This window comes from Paenibacillus brasilensis (genome assembly GCF_009363115.1).
Taxonomy (GTDB): domain Bacteria; phylum Bacillota; class Bacilli; order Paenibacillales; family Paenibacillaceae; genus Paenibacillus; species Paenibacillus brasilensis.
Genome location: NZ_CP045298.1, coordinates 3,268,963 through 3,287,657, shown reverse-complemented (window position 1 = coordinate 3,287,657; position 18,695 = coordinate 3,268,963). Strand labels below are relative to the sequence as shown.

General features: G+C 46.0%; 17 protein-coding genes, 1 pseudogene and 1 riboswitch. Of the genes and pseudogenes, 4 read left to right on the top strand and 14 right to left on the bottom strand.

Annotated elements, in window-relative coordinates:
- Positions 1 to 11 precede the first annotated feature (11 nt).
- The 7 genes from aroD to desA form a co-directional block, all read right to left on the bottom strand.
- Positions 12 to 776 (bottom strand): type I 3-dehydroquinate dehydratase, encoded by a 765-nt coding sequence (gene aroD / locus GCU48_RS15435; RefSeq protein WP_152380588.1) that lies wholly within the window; start codon positions 774 to 776, stop codon positions 12 to 14.
- Positions 777 to 1,056: 280 nt separating this feature from the next.
- Positions 1,057 to 2,058, bottom strand: a complete 1,002-nt coding sequence (locus tag GCU48_RS15430) for a Gfo/Idh/MocA family protein (protein WP_025720709.1) — start codon at positions 2,056 to 2,058, stop codon at positions 1,057 to 1,059.
- A gap of 203 nt (positions 2,059 to 2,261) precedes the next feature.
- A complete protein-coding gene (locus tag GCU48_RS15425) occupies positions 2,262 to 2,903 on the bottom strand; it encodes a deoxynucleoside kinase (protein ID WP_152380587.1) in 642 nt (213 codons plus the stop codon).
- A complete protein-coding gene (locus tag GCU48_RS15420) occupies positions 2,900 to 3,523 on the bottom strand; it encodes a deoxynucleoside kinase (RefSeq protein ID WP_152380586.1) in 624 nt (207 codons plus the stop codon). The genes GCU48_RS15425 and GCU48_RS15420 overlap by 4 nt, the downstream gene beginning before the upstream one ends.
- 170 nt (positions 3,524 to 3,693) lie before the next feature.
- Positions 3,694 to 4,293 (bottom strand): response regulator transcription factor, encoded by a 600-nt coding sequence (locus GCU48_RS15415; protein WP_025720703.1) that lies wholly within the window; start codon positions 4,291 to 4,293, stop codon positions 3,694 to 3,696.
- Positions 4,290 to 5,423, bottom strand: a complete 1,134-nt coding sequence (locus GCU48_RS15410) for a sensor histidine kinase (RefSeq protein WP_025720702.1) — start codon at positions 5,421 to 5,423, stop codon at positions 4,290 to 4,292. Before GCU48_RS15410 ends, GCU48_RS15415 begins: the two co-directional genes overlap by 4 nt.
- 67 nt (positions 5,424 to 5,490) lie before the next feature.
- On the bottom strand, positions 5,491 to 6,546 hold the full coding sequence (desA, locus tag GCU48_RS15405; protein ID WP_152380585.1) for a Delta(5) desaturase DesA: 1,056 nt from the start codon (positions 6,544 to 6,546) through the stop codon (positions 5,491 to 5,493).
- Between the two features lie 220 nt (positions 6,547 to 6,766).
- Positions 6,767 to 6,852: riboswitch (ZMP/ZTP riboswitch) on the top strand.
- 116 nt (positions 6,853 to 6,968) lie between these two features.
- Between desA and GCU48_RS15400 the strand changes: the two genes are divergently transcribed.
- The 3 genes from GCU48_RS15400 to GCU48_RS15390 all read left to right on the top strand — a co-directional run bounded on the left by GCU48_RS15400 (position 6,969) and on the right by GCU48_RS15390 (position 9,949).
- Positions 6,969 to 7,835: a bifunctional 5,10-methylenetetrahydrofolate dehydrogenase/5,10-methenyltetrahydrofolate cyclohydrolase gene (locus GCU48_RS15400; protein WP_152380584.1), complete on the top strand. Its 867-nt coding sequence runs from the start codon at positions 6,969 to 6,971 to the stop codon at positions 7,833 to 7,835.
- On the top strand, positions 7,832 to 8,467 hold the full coding sequence (locus tag GCU48_RS15395; protein WP_152380583.1) for a cyclodeaminase/cyclohydrolase family protein: 636 nt from the start codon (positions 7,832 to 7,834) through the stop codon (positions 8,465 to 8,467). The genes GCU48_RS15400 and GCU48_RS15395 overlap by 4 nt, the downstream gene beginning before the upstream one ends.
- Before the next feature lie 111 nt (positions 8,468 to 8,578).
- A complete protein-coding gene (locus GCU48_RS15390; RefSeq protein WP_244315708.1) occupies positions 8,579 to 9,949 on the top strand; it encodes a stalk domain-containing protein in 1,371 nt (456 codons plus the stop codon).
- Positions 9,950 to 10,075: 126 nt separating this feature from the next.
- Here GCU48_RS15390 and GCU48_RS15385 read toward each other — a convergent pair whose 3' ends face one another.
- The 7 genes and pseudogenes from GCU48_RS15385 to GCU48_RS15355 all read right to left on the bottom strand — a co-directional run bounded on the left by GCU48_RS15385 (position 10,076) and on the right by GCU48_RS15355 (position 17,818).
- A complete protein-coding gene (locus GCU48_RS15385; RefSeq protein WP_152380582.1) occupies positions 10,076 to 10,903 on the bottom strand; it encodes a carbohydrate ABC transporter permease in 828 nt (275 codons plus the stop codon).
- 12 nt (positions 10,904 to 10,915) lie between these two features.
- Entirely contained in the window at positions 10,916 to 11,815 is a 900-nt protein-coding gene (locus GCU48_RS15380; RefSeq protein WP_152380581.1) for a carbohydrate ABC transporter permease, read from the bottom strand.
- 21 nt (positions 11,816 to 11,836) lie between these two features.
- Positions 11,837 to 13,090 carry an ABC transporter substrate-binding protein gene (locus GCU48_RS15375; RefSeq protein ID WP_152380580.1) on the bottom strand — a complete coding sequence of 418 codons (1,254 nt, stop codon included), beginning with the start codon at positions 13,088 to 13,090 and terminating at the stop codon, positions 11,837 to 11,839.
- Positions 13,091 to 13,118: 28 nt separating this feature from the next.
- Entirely contained in the window at positions 13,119 to 15,218 is a 2,100-nt protein-coding gene (locus GCU48_RS15370; RefSeq protein ID WP_152380579.1) for an amylo-alpha-1,6-glucosidase, read from the bottom strand.
- A 72-nt stretch (positions 15,219 to 15,290) separates the two neighbouring features.
- Positions 15,291 to 16,301, bottom strand: a complete 1,011-nt coding sequence (locus GCU48_RS15365) for a LacI family DNA-binding transcriptional regulator (RefSeq protein WP_152380578.1) — start codon at positions 16,299 to 16,301, stop codon at positions 15,291 to 15,293.
- Positions 16,302 to 16,448: 147 nt separating this feature from the next.
- A pseudogene (locus GCU48_RS15360) lies at positions 16,449 to 17,216 on the bottom strand (ABC transporter substrate-binding protein).
- Between the two features lie 209 nt (positions 17,217 to 17,425).
- Positions 17,426 to 17,818, bottom strand: a complete 393-nt coding sequence (locus GCU48_RS15355) for a winged helix-turn-helix transcriptional regulator (protein ID WP_152380577.1) — start codon at positions 17,816 to 17,818, stop codon at positions 17,426 to 17,428.
- Positions 17,819 to 17,961: 143 nt separating this feature from the next.
- On the opposite strand from GCU48_RS15355, the gene GCU48_RS15350 reads away from it, so the two are divergent.
- Positions 17,962 to 18,636, top strand: a complete 675-nt coding sequence (locus GCU48_RS15350) for an NAD(P)H-dependent oxidoreductase (RefSeq protein ID WP_152380576.1) — start codon at positions 17,962 to 17,964, stop codon at positions 18,634 to 18,636.
- Positions 18,637 to 18,695: the final 59 nt, after the last annotated feature.

Here is an 18,695-nt window from a genome sequence, read left to right as displayed (position 1 = left end):
CCATGCATCATTTAAGAGTGATGATGTAGTACCGTCAAAATCTCTCTCAATTCGGTGACAGGAATCTGCCCCGGCGCAGAAGCTTTCTTGGCCGCCCCAAAGGTCAGAGCCGAACCAAACAGTTCTCCGGTCAGACGGCTCACGACACCTTTCCCCGCCATCGACATTGTAATGATAGGCCGATCCGCATGCTCCTCCGCCATCGTACGCGTTGCATCCAGCAAGGTCAGAACATCGGCTGTGTTGGTAGGCATAACCGCTATTTTAGGCAGATCGCCACCCAATTCCTGCGCCTTTCGCAACCGGGATACGATTTCCTCCTTCGGTGGCGTCTTCTGGAAATCATGGTTGGATATAATCACATACACTTTATGCTGATGCGCAGCTTCCACCAGTGTCTTCACATCGGCTTCCTCGTTAAAAAGCTCGACATCAATGATATCTACTTGTCCCGTCTCGGCCACCGTGCGGTTCAACTCTACATAACTCGCCGCACTGATCTCTTTTTCCCCGCCTTCCCGAGCACTGCGAAATGTAAAGACGAGTGGAATATTCCCTAACATGGTCCGAATTTCCTTCAAGGCAGCCTTTACTTGCTCCAAGTCCTCCACATGCTCAAAAAAATCGACTCTCCACTCTACGATATCGAGATCTAGTGTGCGTAAATAAGCAGCCTCTTCCTTCAGTTGCTCCAGCGTTTCTCCCACCATTGGAACACAGATTTTAGGTGCTCCTTCCCCGATCAGTACATCTTTCACCTTTACGATTTTTTCCATATCTATCTCACTCCCAGATTACAGTTTCAAGTCGAACATATACAATAATTCATAGTATAGCGCATTCTGAATAAGCATGCAGATGATTGGACCCGGTTTGTTGGCGTACTCTGGATCAAGTGCGATTTTAAGGAACAATTTGCGAACGTTTTACCAATCTCTGAGCAGGTCGTAAGTTTTACAGGCACATCGGCGGACATCCCTGTAAAAAAGTGAAAAGGATATCCTCACAGCCAACGAGGCCGCAGGATATCCTTTTTAAATGCAAAAATTCAATAGACTAATGTGTAGACGTATTTTTCAAATCCGCTTCATAATGAAGTCCGATCTGTTGTCTTGCATCCTCCATCACCTCAGCGACTGCAAGTGAACATTCCAAGGAGTTAATGGAACTGTTGCGCTCTCCCATTTTGATCAGATCAATAAACTCCTGAATTTCATAATACATCGGCTCATGTGTCTGAGCTTTCGTCAAATCCTCAATGGTACCGTCCCGATAATGGATTTTCACCTCATAGGGCTGACTGATTTTGTCGATCACCATCGTTCCGTTCTCACCTTGAATTTCAGCAGGCAAATAGGAATCGGAAATTTTGGAATACATAACGACCGCATCCATATCAGGATACCGCATCGCAATACTGCCCTCGCCATCGACACCAGAGGACAAGAGTACACCAACTGCACGAACCTCCTCCGGTTTGCCGAATAATACCACCATGGGATATAAGCAATACACACCCAAATCCATCAAGGAACCATTGGAAAAAGCCGGATTGAAGGCATTCAACACCTTGCCTTGCTTAAAAGCATCAAAGCGTGAGGAGTATTGACAATAGCTTGCAAAATAACGCCGAACCCGGCCTATTTTATACATATGCTCCTTTATGATTTTAAAGTTGGGCATAAGCGTGGATTTAACAGCCTCCATCAACAGAACATTGTTGTTGCGTGCGGCTTCGATCATGCTCCGAACCTCCGTTGAATTCGAAGCAAACGGCTTCTCACAGAGCACATGCTTTCCGTGATTCATACACAAAATCGCCTGCTCCGCATGCAAGGAATTGGGACTGGCAATATAGACGGCATCCACCTGATCGCTTGCAGCCATTTGGGCCAGGTCTGTAAAAACCTCTGGTTGGCTGTTATATTTGGCAGCAAAAGCTTTGCCCTTATCCTCCGATCGTGAATACACCGCGGTCAGGGAAAATTCGTCCGTCTCTACCCCGGCTTGAATAAACCTCTCGGTTATCCAGTTGGTTCCAACAATACCAAAACGCATCACTATATCCCATCCTTCCCGTGAGTCATTCTCATTTGAATATATGTATCTATTCTCGCATTCTAGCCTAGGCTTGTCCACTATATCGTAGGGTTATCTTGTTCTTCAACAACTTTTATTCGACAAAAAAGACTGTAGTTATCAGATCCATTTATTTCTGATTGTACCACAGTCTTTGTATGTTTTTTGCTGGTTTTATACCTTTATTTTTTGGAAATGATCTTGCCTACTTCTGTCAAAATGGCATCCATGGAAGCCGGGTCATGTACATCATATTCATCAATGTTCAGACGCAGGACAGGGCAGGCATCAAACTCGTTAATCCAATTGGAATATCGGCGATGCATTTGCTCCCAATAGGCTCTCTCGGTCTGGATCTCCATCTCGCGACCGCGTTCCTCAATCCGACTCAGTATGGATGGCAGGCTGCCTTCCAGGTAGATCAGCACATCAGGGTGCGGGAAAAACGGTGTCATTACCATCGCCTCAAACAAGCTAGTGTAAGTTTCATAATCCGTAGGGCTCATTGTTCCCTGGTCGGCATGCATTTTCGCAAAAATGCCTGTGTCCTCATAAATGGAACGATCCTGCACAAAGCCTCCACCGGATAAGAAAATATTTTTTTGCTCTTTGAAGCGCTCAGCGAGAAAATAAATTTGCAGATGGAAGCTCCATCTTTCAAAATCATGATAAAACTTTTCCAGATACGGATTATGATCAACCTGCTCCAAAGAGGTTTTAAAGCCCAGGCGTTCAGCCAAAGCAGCCGTTAGCGTGGATTTCCCCACACCTACCGTGCCCGCTACCGTAATCAGGGCATTCGCGGGGATATTGTAATTACTCATTGAATAAGCTCCTTTACATCGGAAACAATTTGTTCGAACTGTGCCTGGTTTTCTACAAAATCAATCTCATTCCCATCTATGGTCAATATACGGGGCGAAGGGGACTGCTCAGCAAGAAACTGAATGCCTTTATCATAATCCGTAATTAATTGCTCCAGATAGGCAGGGTCCATCTCCTGTTCAAAGGAGCGGGCCCGCTTACGAATCCTGCCCAGCAAAGTATCCAAGTCGGCTCTAATATAGATAATGATGTCCGGCTTAGGCATGTCATCTGTCAGCAGATGATAGATTTGACGGTATTTGTCTCGCTTTATACCTTTAAGCGTACGTTCAGCAAAAATCAGATTCTTGTAGATATGATAGTCAGAAATAACAGGCTGGGCTTTCTCCAGATATTGCAGACCGGTGTCCTCCAGTTGCTTGTACCGGTTGCAGAGAAAGAACATTTCCAGTTGAAAGCTCCATTCATCTATATTCTGATAAAATTTATCGAGAAACGGATTTTCCTCGACAATTTCTTTAATAATCGGTATATGCAGCTCGGTTGAAAGCATCGAAGCCAACGTCGTTTTACCTGCTCCGATAGGCCCTTCAACAGCTATAAAAGGGGCATGTTTCATGCGTTCCGTTCCTCCTTGTACTCCAGTCCATCCTGTGGACAACTATCCTATTGTATCACAAGGAAGTGTGCTAACGGCATATCAAATCTATGGATAAAACAAAAAAACAGAGCTGCCATATCTTGCTTCATAGCCGTCTCTGTTTCTGCTTAGATATTTCTGCTGGTCACTCATTTAAACCAGCCTTTTTCATTAAAACGTCTAATCGCCTCAATTCGATTGCTGACACCCAGCTTATCGAGAATGACTGAGATGTAATTACGTACCGTCCCTGTCGTTAAATACAGTTCACCAGCAATCTCCTTTGTGTTCTTCCCGTCAGCAATGAGCGCCAATACAGTCTTCTCACGCTCAGTCAGCGGGTTGACCTCGGCATAAGCATCATCGACCAGTTCCGGGGCATAAATGCGACGACCTGCTAAAATGCTGCGAATGGAGGAAGCCAGCTCTTCACTGGGACTATCCTTGAGCAAATAGCCGTGGGTACCTGCCTTGATGGCCCGTTCAAAATACCCGGGGCGAGCAAATGTGGTCAAAATCATCACTTTGCAGTTCAAGCCCTTGAGCTCATCAGCCGCATCCAGTCCACTCTTTATCGGCATTTCGATGTCCATGATGCATATATCCGGCTGATGCAGCTTGACCAGCTCTACAGCCTCTTCTCCATTACTCGCTTTTCCAACTACTTTCATATCCTCTTCCAAGTCCAGCAGCGAAGCAAGAGCGCCCAGCAGCATACGCTGGTCTTCTGCAATGACAATTCGTATCATGGCCCCACCTCCTCGTTCGGCCTTTCAGTGATATTCGGCACTTTAATGACCAGAGTTGTTCCCTGATCTGAATGCAGCTCCATACATCCGTTCACAAATTCGAGTCTTTCCTTTATTCCTCGCAGGCCATGACCTCGAAAAACTGCATTTTCCCCTATAACGCCTGTCCCGTTATCCTGAATCCGAAGGGTCAACTCCTTCCGAGACGGCTCAATGGTGATAGAACAAGCGGTAGCTCCACTGTGCTTAACCACATTGGTTACCGCCTCCTTCATGCACATACTAAGCACATTTTCGTTCATTAACGACGTATGCTTCAGCTTCGGGTCGCCCTCCAGGGTCAATTCAATATGGGCAGCCTTTAAAATCTGCCGAATGCGCAGTAACTCATCCTCTAATCGCATGCCGCGCATTTGAGTCACCATTTCCCGTACTTCTTTTAACGCGCTTCTCGCCGTAAGCCGAACATCGTTAATTTCAACACGAGCCCGCTCCGGGTGCTGATCCATCAGTTTGCCCGCCAAATCGCTTTTCAGCCCGATGAGTGACAGCTTCTGACCCAAGGTATCGTGCAGATCACGTGCAATTCTCTGGCGCTCTTCCAGCTTAATCAGTTCCGATATTTTCTTATTGGCATCCTCTAATTGTACCTGAAGCCGATCACTTTTGTTACGATTAAAATTCGTGATCGGAAGAAGAATCACACCAATCAGATTGAGCAAAATAAAAGGAATCTGTTTAATAAAAACAGGATTTTCAGAAACAAAACCATAATTGATCAGTCCAATGGTAATAACCATCAGGAGAATATACAGTGTTGTGAATGCGGCTTTACTTTTAATATTACCGATCAGATAAGCAATAAATATGGAAAAATACATATAGCTGAACAGCAGCGTCATGGTAATTGATATAACAATCTGTACACTGGTCCAGAAGTATATGAGCCAGCCTTTCGAGACAAAAGCCAGTACATAACAAGCAAAAAACACTAAAATAATCGCCGTGCCCAGGATAATATGACTTGTCGAGGAGGAGCTGAAGTAATAAAAGGGCAGGATATAAAAGACAACCCACACATAAGGGCTAAGCCCCGTATTTTTTTGGAAAATCTGATACCATTTTTGCATCCTGCTCACCCTTCTCTCCTTCACCTTGCTTTTATCCCTTATCTTATCATATCGAAATGCGTACAATTCATTTTCTTTCTGTGCTCACAACAGGTGCAGGAATGGGTTTGGTAACGGTAACACGTTTGCCCAGCAGCGGCTTCACTTGTTTAAAGGTCAAAAAGGTTTTTGTGCTTTCATCCCAAAGCCGGAACTTCAAAGATTGCAGACTGCTGCTCATAGTGATGGTGGTTGCTTTCTGCAGCAATGGTGTCGCTTCATGTGCCTTCTCCAGATTATAATTCGGCACTTTTGGACTCAAGTGATGGACATGATGAAAACCGATATTCCCCGTAATCCATTGCAATACTTTAGGAAGCTTGTAGTAAGAGCTGCCCTCTACGGCTGCATTGATATAGCTCCACTCTTCATCATGCTCAAAATATGAATCCTCAAACTGATGCTGCACATAAAACAGCCAGATTCCCAGCATGCCTGAAACAAAAAAGATAGGCACCTGTATCAGAAGAAACGACTGCCAGCCGATAGCCCAACACAACAATGCATATAAGGCAACGATAGATATATTTGTAACATAAGTGTTTATTTTTTCCTTGCGCTTCGCTGTTTTGACGTTAAACCGATAGGTAAGCAAAAAAGTATAGATCGGACCTAATCCGAACATAACCCAAGGATTCCGGTATATGCGATAAGCCAGCCGTGTCCATATAGAAGCCTGTGCGTACTCTTCTACCGTAAGTACCCACATATCACCTGTACCTCTTTTGTCGAGATTACTGCTGGTTGCATGGTGGACGGCATGACTATTTTTCCATTGACGATACGGACAGAGCGTAATGATACCTGTAATCGTTCCTACAATGTCATTCAGCTTGCGGCTTTTGAAGAAGGACTGATGACCACAATCATGAAAAATAATGAATGTCCTTACCACAAACCCCGAGGCAATAACGGCAATCGGAAGCGTCAGCCAATAGGATACCGACAGACTGAGATAAGCCGCATACCATAGCAAGATCAGCGGGCCCAAAGTGTTAATAAGCTGCAGAACGCTGGATTTGGTGTTTATTTTTTCGTAAGGAGCCATATTTTTTTTCAATTGTGCTAATGGAAGTTGTGCCATACCTAATGTTGATCCTCCTTTAAAATGACGCCCTGTACCTTGATCTCGTCAGACGTGCATGTAGATCTAACCTCAGTATAAGGAACAGCCTCTCACCGCTGTAGTCATAAACGTCAGTTCGGGAGTATGACATTTGTCATATCATTAAATCGGTACAGCTATTTGCCAATGGTTCACGGGTTTATTTCCGGGAGAATATTTGTTAATATATAAAGTAAATAACGCTGTATGTGACTGGCGAAGTCAGTGGAATAAACCACGAGGGAGCATACAAACAAAAGCGTGCCGTTCGCCTGGGAGAAGTATTTGCAGAGGATTCGTCTGTCTTGACGACCTTGTGCAAATACTTTTTTGCGTTTACAAGACCCTGACACCCTGTTGATTCCATCATTAGCGCGATAAATTCAGAGGAGGCTTGAGCTATGGCTATTATTATGAAATCCAAAGAAGCAGCCGAGCAAGTGTATACGACGATTCGTTCCCAGGTGGAACAGTTAAAACAGCAAGGACATCGTCCCCATCTGGCAACCCTATTGGTAGAAGGTGATCCCGCCTCTGCCTACTACGCTCGAACCAAGCAAAAAATAGCGGAGAAGCTGGGCATCTCCTTTCATCTTCATACCTTTGACCGCCATGTTAGAGAAGCCGAGCTCCTTCACCTGATCGACAGCCTGAATGAAGCTTCACATGTACACGGCATTATGCTGGAATTGCCCCTTCCCCGGCATCTATCCGCATCCGTCATTAAACAGTCCATCGCCCCGTACAAGGATATTGATGGAATTACCCCGGGCAATAAGCTGGCTACTGTCACAGGCGAGGCTGGACTGTATCCTGCTACACCTCAAGCCTGTATTGAACTGCTCAAGCATTACGGTCACACCTTGGCAGGCAAAAATGTCACGCTTGTCGGCATCGGCCAGACTGTGGGACTCCCCCTTTTTCACATGCTGCAAAGAGAAAATGCTACCGTCACGGCCTGTCATGCGGGCACACGCGATATTGCAGAGCATTTGAGTCATGCAGACATTGCCTTCGTCGCAGTCGGATGCCCTGATGTCATTACGCAGGATATGGTGCATCCCGGTCTTATTTTGGTAGATGCGGGAATTAATGAGACGCTGGAGGGAAAAATAGTGGGGGATGCCGCTTTAGACGTTGGGGAAAAGGTGCATGCGATTTCTCCCGTGCCCGGCGGTGTCGGTACATTAACGACGGCAATCTTGTATAAAAATCTGCTCAAAGCGATTGATCTGCAACAATACTCCCGAGAGGTGGTTTATTCATGAGTGAACTGTCGTGGAAGGATTCCATCGGACATTTTCTGAAAGAGGCTGGAAGCGCAGCTCCTACACCCGGCGGAGGAAGTATATCCGCATTGGCTGCGGCACTGGGGGCCGCTATGACCTCCATGACCGCCAACCTTTCACAAGGAGAAAAATTCGCACACATCCACGAGTCAATCACTGAAGTGATTCGTAGTATGGAAAACCTGACTTCACGCTGTGAGGAACTGATGGCTGCAGACATCCGCTCCTTTGAACAGTACATGACGGCGCTAAAGCTACCCAAAGAAACAGACGAAGAGAAGCGTTACCGTACCCATTCTCTACAGACCGCAGTGATTGCTGCCATTGAGGTACCCATGCGCTTGCTGGAAGTAAGCCGGGACGGATTGTCCTATGCCTACCGTATTGTGGAGTCGTCCAATAAAAATGTCATTTCTGATCTTGGCATAGGCGCAATCCTGTTTGAAGCTGCTGCTCAATCCGCCCTGCTTACCGTTGACATTAACCTTGCCTCACTAAAGGACTTGGATGTCAAACAATCCTATGAAGCCAAAACAGCTGCACTCATGCGTGAAATTGCACAAATCAAAGAACAAACCCTAATGATCGTGCGCAGCCGAATAACGGGCTAATCCATTGGAAGAACCGTCCCAAGTTATCCCTGCTCCCATGCTCAAAAAATAGCCTCCAAACCCGTTTATAATCGTGGGTTTGGAGGCTATTTTATTGGAATTCATCAATTTGTGGAAAACCTTTCTAAATATTCAACGTCTATTGATACGGGTATATTTCCCAAGAAATTATTTTTATCTTATATCATCAACGAAGGCGACCTGGTATTTACCTTACAAGATCATTCCGCTTGGTATGTACCCAGAGACAACATTTCTGAATCCGTGAAATTCATTCCTCTGGAAGGACTACAGAACCTCGCAGCTGTAAGTGGTTTAAATCATGTGCTTGCCCTGAGCACCGAAGGCAGCATATATTTCGCTGATCGACTCAACAATGACGACATCTTGGGTCCTTTTCAACCTCTATCCGGCGTCGATGGGGTTGCAGATATAGACAGCTATTATGAAGAAAGACCGGAATATGAGGAAGGCTGGATCTTCTTGAAAAAGGACGGCAGTGTGTGGAAAAACACAAAAGGCTTGCAGGGTTTTAAACCTGTTTCCTCCTTAAAGGATATTACGGCAATCGCGAAAAATATAGCCTTAAAAAAAGACGGTACCGTATGGACATGGCCCAAGGAATTTGATACAAATGCCACCTTATCCGATACTATATCTGCTGCGCAGATTCAATCCCTAACAGGAATCCAGGCGATTAAATCCAATGGTCGTACCTATCTTGCGATGGATCGGCAAGGCCGGCTGTGGTTCTGGGGTGCTACAGTCACAGGCTCCTCGGATGCTACAACCTATCATAACGAAAATACTCCTGTACTGTTGACGGGTGTAAAGAATGTTAAAGACGCCTTCATCGTTGAGCGTTCCATTCTTGCACTGACCACAGAGGGAAATGTTTATGCAGCGTCCTTGGACGGAGAAAAATTATTGCCGAATGCCCACTTTACATTACTGGCTCAACATATTCAAAGCATCAAAGCAGGCCCAAGACATGTAATCATGCAAAAAACAGACGGCACCCTGTGGGGCTGGGGGGTCAACAAGCATGCACAGCTTGGTATAGGGGATTATGAGTTTCTTTATAGTATGCCAGTTCCTGTACAAAAGCCGATTCTCGTCCGTCTTAACGGTATACCTGTTCCCCTGAGTAACGGTGTGATTACTAGAAGCGGGCAGGCGTTCATTCCTCTCCGTTCTGTTTTTGACAAGCTGGGGGCCGAAGTCACCTTTGACTCCAACAATAAAGTAGCGAACATTATTCAGTCCAAGGCTGGAGCTAATCCTGTCTCTCTACAATTGAATCTCAAAACCAGCCAAACAACAGTGAACGGTAGACCTGTCGAGCTTACCGTCCCTCCTTTCACGGTGAACGGTATTGCCTATCTTCCTCTGCGATTAATCAGCGAGACGTTAGGGGCCAAGGTAGATTGGATACAGAAGGAAGGTACTATAACCATCACGACCGTCACCACGACAAAATAAGAACATTAACCTGTAGGACCGCCCCCTTTATTGATCCTACTCGTTCTTTTACGTAGATCTCGATAGCCTCTTGGATCATCAAAAAAGGGATATCTGCCCTGTATGGGTACGATATCCCTCTTTTCGTTATTTACCGCCCGTAAACGTGATTCCCTTGATAAAGTAACGATTAAAGAATGCATAAATAACGAGGATCGGTAGCGTACATATCATGGAAGCCGCCATAATGTAATTCCAATAGCTGATATATTGCCCCTTGAACGTATTTAATCCAAGCGGCAACGTAAACATTTCCGGGCTGGACATCACAATCAACGGTTTCATAAAATCATTCCACGACGCCATGAACACAAAAATAATCTGTGCTGCCAGTGCCGGACGGGCCAACGGAAGAACGATGCGAAAAAAAGCACCAAACCGTCCTAAGCCATCAATCTCAGCTGCCTCTTCAAGTTCTTTCGGAAAGCTGATAAAAAACTGGCGCATCATAAAAATATATGTCGCGCTGATCATAGAGGGAATGATCATCCCCTGATACGTATCCAGCCAGCCAAAGCCTTTCAAAATCAGGAAATTCGGAATCATCGTAACCTGGGCCGGGATCATCAGTACACCCAGGATAATGACGAACAGCAGCTTTTTCCCCGGAAAATCCAACCGGGCAAGTGCATAGCCTGCCATAGAATTAAACAGCAGATTGAGCGCCGTAGTGACAATTCCAATCCCCAGGCTGTTCAACAGCCATCGACCAAATAAAGGCTGCTGAGTAAATATCATATTGTAGTTGTCGAAGGTAAATACCTTGGGAATAAAGCTGATTTTTCCGTTCACGATTTCTTCCAGCGGCTTGAATGACGATGACAACGCCCATAAAAATGGAACTATCGTAACAGCCGCGTAACCGATAAGAATCAAATACAATAGAATTTTCCCGATGCCTATTCGACGGTTCATGATGCTCCCTCCCTAGTTCAAAGACTCTTCCTTGGAAAACCTGCGCTGGATTAGCGTTGCGATTAAAATAATCACCGCCAATGTCATCGCCAGCGCAGCGGCGTACCCCATCGTGCCCAGGTTTTTAAAGGCATATTGATACACCAGCAATACGACCGTAAGCGTCGAGTTGTTCGGACCTCCTGATCCCGCCGAGAAAATATAGGATTGGTCGAACAGTTGAAATGTTCCGATTAATCCCATAATGACGACAAAAGAGGTCACAGGTCTCAAGCTGGGCATCGTAACGCTCCAAAATTTCTGGAAGGCGTTCGCCCCATCCAGCTCGGCAGCCTCATATAAGGAGTTTGGAATATCCTGCAATGCGGCCAAGTAAATAACCATAAAAAAGGGAGCCGTCGACCAAATATTCATTCCCATAATAGAATGCAGGGCCACTCTCGGATCACCCAGCCAGTTATATATTGGCAAACCGACTGCACTCAACAGCTCATTAATTAGCCCGTTTTGATTGAACATCCACATAAAAATAAGGGTAAGCACAGCAGATGACGTAAGCGTGGGAAGAAAATAAATGACCCGGAATATTTTTTGTCCTTTCAAGCCCGCATTGAGAACAGCGGCCAGAACCATCGCCAGAATCGTTTGAATCGGAACAACCACGACAACATATTTTAATGTATTCCAGATGGCTATATGGGCGCGATTATCAACCGTGATACGGGTGAAATTTCGCAGACCAGCGAATTCTGAACTGGCAACGCCAAGCAGTTGAACTTTATGAAATGCAAGATAGATGGCATAGAAAATCGGGCCAATAATGAAAAAAAGCAGTACGAACAAGGTCGGCAGCAAAAACAAATACCCTTGAGCCGCTTCTTTAAATTTCCGTCTGGAAAGACTCCGCTTCATGTTGAACCCTCCGTCACTGTTTTAATCATAGAGCTGGAATTGAATTTCCCCATTGGCTTGATCTTGTGCCTCCTGAAGCGCCTCCTTTAATGGTCTCTCACCGATATAAGCGCTTACAAATTGATTGTTGAAGTTATTAAATATGGTTGGAAGTGTAGGGCCTGCCGACCAAACAGTCGCATAAGGGGCGCCTGCAACGAGTGGGCCGAGTACCGGATCTTTATCGTACCCCAATTCCTTGGCGACGGATTGGCGAGTCGGAAGCTCGAAGCCTTTACTCGTCCAGGTTTTCATCCCCTGCTTGCCAGTCAAATAGGATATCAGCTCCCAAGAAGCTTGTTTTTGGGGTGAAGCGGCATTCATCACATACCCCACCGTAAAAGCCATCGTTCCTTTTTTATTATGAATCGTCGGCACCTCCGCCGTTCCGAAATCAATATTGGGGAATGTATTTTTCAAAAATGGAATCGACCAGTTCCCTTCCAGCACCATAGCCGCTTTTCCTTGACCGAACATCTCACCGGTCCAACTGGCACCAACATCGCTGGGCTGCGCTGCCGTTTTGTCGATCAAATGCTGATCCACATAAGGCTGAAGGGCATTCAACACTTGGGGTGCAGTGAAGTTGGCTCTGCCTTGCTTAACCACCTGTCCACCTGCCGACTGAGCAATAAAAAAGGTTCGTGCCAGTTCCGGGTTTTGCCCGAAACCGTACACTTTATTGCCCTTCGTTAATTTCCGAGAGGCAGCCCGCAGCTCATCCCATGTTTTTGGAACCTCCACACCCGCTTCTTTAAGCATTTTTTTGTTGTAAAAAAGCGCAAGCGTGGAATACCCCTTTGGAAAACCATATATCTTTCCATCTTTTTGGAATGCATGTATCAGTGGTTTTTCAAAATCCTCCACATCAAAATCAGGGGAAACATAGGCATTAAGCGGTTCTAAAGCTCCCGTTTCAATCAGACCCGGTGCTTCAATAGCGTCCAAATAAAATACATCTGGACCCTTGCCGCCAATGAGACGTGTCTTGATCACATCCATATACTGATCAGCGATCACTTCGCGTTTTACCTTGATATTCGGATGGCTTTGCTCAAAATCAGCCAGCACTTGATCTAGCAGCCTGGTCTCTTCCGGAGTAGAGCCCCAGCCTGCAAAAGTGATCTCGACCTTATCGCCTGTATCCTGGTTCTGCCCGCTGCCACAGCCAGTCAGCAGACTGGCAATCAAGGCGGTCAACACCGCCACAATTATGAACCATCTGATCGCTTTCATCCTCGTTTTCCCCTTCCGTTCTGTTGGCTTAGTCAGCAATAACTCTATATCCCGTCGTATTCTCCAACACGGACCAGGAAATATCACTCTCTCCACTTCTTTCTACACGGATGGACAATATTCCGCTGCCGATGGCTATATTGGAAACCGTCAGCTCATTCATCCCGTCAAGCAAGACAGGCGAGAGATGGATTTCCTTTCCAACTCCGTCCGGAAATAATCCAAGCAGGGACTGGATAAATACCAGAGGCGCTCCCGCCGCCCATGCCTGTGGAGAACAAGCCACCGGATAAGGGACGGCCTTCCCGATTGAGCTGTCATAACCGCAGAACAACTCAGGTAATCGTTCATATTCAAAATGCCCGGCAGAATCAATCAGCCCTTTCATCACCTGATTCGCGTGCTGCTGACGACCGGTTTTGCTGAGTCCAAGGATAATCATACTGTTATCGTGCGGCCAAATGCTTCCATCATGGTAGCTCATCGGATTGTACCCGGCTTCTCCTGCTCCCATCGTCCGAATCCCGAAACCGGAGAACATTTTATGTGATATCAGCATGTCAGCTACCGCTTCCGCTCTGGATTCGTCCAGCATTCCCGATAACAGCAAGTGCCCGGGGTTGGAAGTGATGGTGCCCACCTGATGCTTGCTTCCATCCAAAGCGATGGCATAATATTGATGCTCATCCATCCAAAAAGCCTCATCAAATTTGCTTTTCAGGCGCCGAGCCTCGTCTCTGAGCCTTGTGGATTCCTCATTGCGACCAAGAGCCTCATACAAGTCAGCAATGCCCGTTTTGGCCTGAAAGACGTAGCCCTGCACCTCGCTTAAAGCAATCGGTGTGTTGGCATACTCTCCGTTGCGGTGAACAATGGAATCACCGGAATCCTTCCAGCCCTGATTGGCTATGCCTTTGCTTGATTCCTGATGATACTCCACAAATAAATCATCGTCCCGGTCTCCGTAGCGGTCGATCCACTCCAGCGCCCCGATAATATTGGGTTCCAGCTCCTGTACCAAAGCCAAATCCCCTGTCCATCTGACGTACTCTACAATCAGCATCAGAAATAGCGGGGTTGCATCAACAGTGCCATAGTAAGGAGTAAACGGAATCTGCTTCGTATTCGCCAGCTCACCGTATCTGATTTCGTGCATAATTTTCCCTGGCTGTTCGTCACGCCAAGGATCAACGGCCTTCCCTTGCCATGCTGCCATCGTTCGGATTGTACCTTTGGCAATCTGCGCATTAAAGGGAAGCATTTGCAGGGATGCGATAAGACTGTCTCTGCCAAAAGGGACTCCAAACCAGGGAAGTCCTGCGACCGGAAACGATCCATAGCCCAAATCCGTCAGCAGCACTTTCATATCCTTCAAGCCCCGATCTACAAGCCGCTGCAGCAGCTCATGATCTGTCTGCACTTTAGCCGTTTGCTGGTCCCACACCTTATAGATGTGCTTGAGCTGCTCTAGCGCATCCTCCGGCTTTATCGGCTCCGTTACGCATGCTTCACCAATTTGAGGCTGCACTGTAAACCTGATATTTTCCGATTCCCCATGGTTCAATGAGACCCGGAAAAAAACATCCCCGTTTTCATGAACGGATTGTTCCTGCCGATCCCATGTGACAGAAGTAGCTCGGCGGACTTGATCGGCTCCCAGGTAACTAAAGCTTAGAGACCGATCGGCAGCCTCCGTTCCGGTTCCTTTTCCCAGCTCACCGGTCTGAAAACCACGAACAACGAACATATCTGCGAAATCGGCATCCATGTGTACACTCAGCTCAAACGCAATCTGCTTCGGGTAATAATTTGTTAGCTGGATACGCTCATACAGCACACCGTCATAAATATAACGAGTCCTTTTCACTTCAACCGATTCACGCCACAACTCCAGCTTGCCGTCGATTTCCGTTTGCACATTGGTCAGCAAAATGGTGGCCATGTAATTTTCTGCTGCATCCGAGGAGAGCAAAACGGGTTCCTGCCCGTTAATTTTCAGATCCAGCTTGCTAAGAAAACGGGTATCCTTCGTGTACAAACCCAATCCATAGGGGTGATCCTCCGGAATATTCCCTTTCGTATCGGTTAATAAAAACAGATCATTTTCTTTAATTACTCTGTATTCCATAAGAACCTCCCTGTATCCGAAACGTTTCGGAAAAAGTGTAATTGAAAAACCACATATTGTGGTTTTGTGTCTTTAGCGTTTCATTGCCGATTCTCTTTCAATCAGCTGTGTCTCCAGGATCAGGGCATGTGGCTGTCCACTGCCTTCCAGCATTTGAATCAGCATAGTGGCTGCCTGATAGCCAAGCTGAAATTTATCCTGCGATACGGTTGTCAAGGGCGGGCTTGCATAAGACGCAAGCTGAATGTCATCATATCCAGCAACTGACAACTGTTCAGGCAGGTTTCGGTCAAGCTGCTTCGCTGCTTTTAAAACTCCCAATGCCATTAGATCACTCGCGCAAAATATCGCCGTAATTTCAGGATAAAGCGTCAACAGCTTAACAGCTTCCTCTCTGGCGGTGTCTTCATTATAATCTCCATTGACGACCCAGTCTGGATTGAACGTTAACCCTGCAGAGTTCAGGGATTCCTTATATCCCTCCAGGCGTCTCTCACTGACAAAAGCCAGATTATGACCATTGATCATACCAATATGACGGTGACCAAGCCGAATCAGATGATCCACTGCTTTTTTCGCGCCAAGCACATTGTCCGTCGTTACATAGCCTACCGTATCGGTCAGGATGGGAATATCGATCAGTATACAGGGAATATCGCTGTCCACCACCTCCTGAAGATATGGATCATCCGTCTTAATCCCCGATAAAATGACCCCGTCCACTCTTCGTTCCCGACACAGTTGAGAGTACGTTTTTTCTCTTTGCTTCGTCGAGTTGGTACTGAACAGGACCAGATCGTAGTCTTTTTCCGACACACATTCGTTAATTCCTGATAAAACCTCAAACGTAAAATGGTCCTTGGCACTTTGCCGATTCAATCCGGATACCAGCAGTCCAATCGTTTTGGACTTATTCATGACAAGTCCTCTCGCCAGAATATTGGGGCTGTAATTTAAATCCTTGGCCACCTGCATAATTTTGCGGCGAGTCGCTTCATTGACATCATCGTACCCATTAAGAGCTCTGGAGACGGTGGTGACAGAGACCCCGGCAACACGCGCGATATCTTTAATTGTCGTCATAATTCTGCTCCTTAGCCGGCCTTCCAAAACGTTTCGGAAGCTTTGAAAATGAGTATATCTTATGATGTAACCGATTGCAAGCAAAAAAACACCCCATCTCACGGCTACTGCCATGTAGTGAAGTGTTTACGAATGCAGGTAGATCGTTTACTTATTTTTAGCTTTATTCTCCTTCTCTCTTTCAACCAGCATATCCACGATCATATCAATCTGTCCGGTAATAGCGATCGGATCATAGCGATAAATAGACAGCTTGTCCACCCCGGCCTGCATTATCTCCAAATATCCAAAGTGCATTCTTGTCTGTCAGCTCATACAGGCCGAAGGTTGCCTTTTCGTCAATAACACCTTTAAGACGTGCGCGACCTTCAGCAGCCTTTTTATTAAATGCAGCAATAAATTGCTCTGCCTTCTCTTTCTCCCCGGTGATGTCACCGAACAGCTTGACTGTATCGTATATATTGGTCGTCGTTCCGAACGGAATATACAGGGTAGGGGCGATTTTAGACAAGGCCTCATAATTTGTATCCTTCATAACTACGATCAGGTCGGGTTTGAGTTCCAGCGTCTTCTCCAAATTGGCCGGGTCGCCAACTTCCTTGGTCCCTTTTTCCTTTAGCAGATCCGTCAGAAAAGGATTTTGAAACGCCGTCGGCTCCACACCCACCACGTTAGCTCCTACGGACAATAATCCCCACCGTAAAAATCGGTTACAATGCGCTGCGGTTTGACTGGAATCTGCATATCCCCTTTTACCGTTTTAAAGCTTCTCGTCTCAGCCGAAGTTGGCTCTTCCTTTTCCCCTGAAGCTGGAGCGGAATTACTTCTATTACTGCCTCCAGTGCAAGCGCTAATGAATACAGACAATACAAGCATCAAAGCAGTCAGCATAAAAAACGATTTTTTCTTCAACATATTAGCCCCTATGTATTATGGAAATCCCCTTATCTCAATAATGATAATGATTATTAATATCGTAAGAAATATATCAGGCTGGCCTTCCTGCTGTCAATTACAATTGATAACATTGCCCAACTGAAATAGAGCAGCTTTGACATTAATAAAAGGGAAAAGACCTGCCAGATGTATGGCAAGTCTTTTGTGGTGAGGTCTGTCTCAGCGTGCTACAAATTGGGGCTCGGATGTTGAAGGAGATTGTCTGTTGGACGTTGCTTGGCTTTATATTCTTCTCCCCAATCCTTCATCAGGTTAATAATCGGGATAAGCGTTCTTCCAAATTCAGTTAGGGAGTATTCGACTTTGGGCGGAACCTGTTGGTAAACCTCCCGATGAACTACACCGTCCTCTTCCAGTTCACGTAATTGAAGTGTCAGCATACGCTGTGTAATTCCCGGGCAAATACGCCGAAAATCACTAAATCGCTTTGTTCCATACATCAGATGATATAAAATAACTCCTTTCCACTTGCCCCCAATCACGTCCAGCGTGTACTCTACAGGACAAGCCTGATCATCTCCAGCGGGACATGCCCCAAAGCCGCCCTTCCGATTGCGCATAGGTGTTTCTCCCCTTGGTATCATTTTTTATACTACAGCACATTAATGTGCGTACTTCAAAAACAATCATGTATATACTAATATTAAGCATGTCACTCGGTAAGCGTCAATTCCAATCCATATCCATAAGGAGTGTAAAAACAATGGAAACCTTAACAACCACTAAACATCAAATCTTATCCGCATATGAGTTCAGACATGCAACCAAGGAATTTGATCGTCATAAAAAAATTAGCGATTCCGACTTCGATTTTATTCTTGAAACAGGGCGTTTATCCCCGAGTTCATTTGGCTTTGAACCCTGGAAGTTCGTTGTTGTCCAAAGTCAAGCTATGCGCGAGAAGCTGCTGCCTTACTCTTGGGGAGCCCAAAAACAGTTGCCAACAGCAAGCCATTTTGTACTCATTCTCTCCAGACTGCCTAAAGATATGGTAGCCTCATCCGATTACATCAAGGATATGATGGAAAACGTACAGCAATTACCTGCTGAAGTTATGCAAGGCAAAGAGAAGGTATATGACGCCTTCCTGAGATCAGATTTTGAACTGGAAGAAAATGAAAGAGCAATGTTCGAGTGGGCCTGCCGACAAACCTACATCGCATTGGGGAATATGATGACAGCCGCAGCACAAATCGGGATTGACTCCTGTCCAATCGAAGGCTTTAATAAACAGGAAATCGAACGCATCCTATCTGAAGAAGGCATCATGGATGCCGAGCATTTCGGTATTTCCTGCATGGTAGCCTTTGGATACCGTCTGAATGAGCCGCGCGGAAAAACCCGGCGGTCTGTAGATCAGGTTATTGAATGGGTCTAACCACCAACGAATATCCTTCTCTAATGCAAAGGGGCGTCCCCTAGCCATTTCCATGGCTT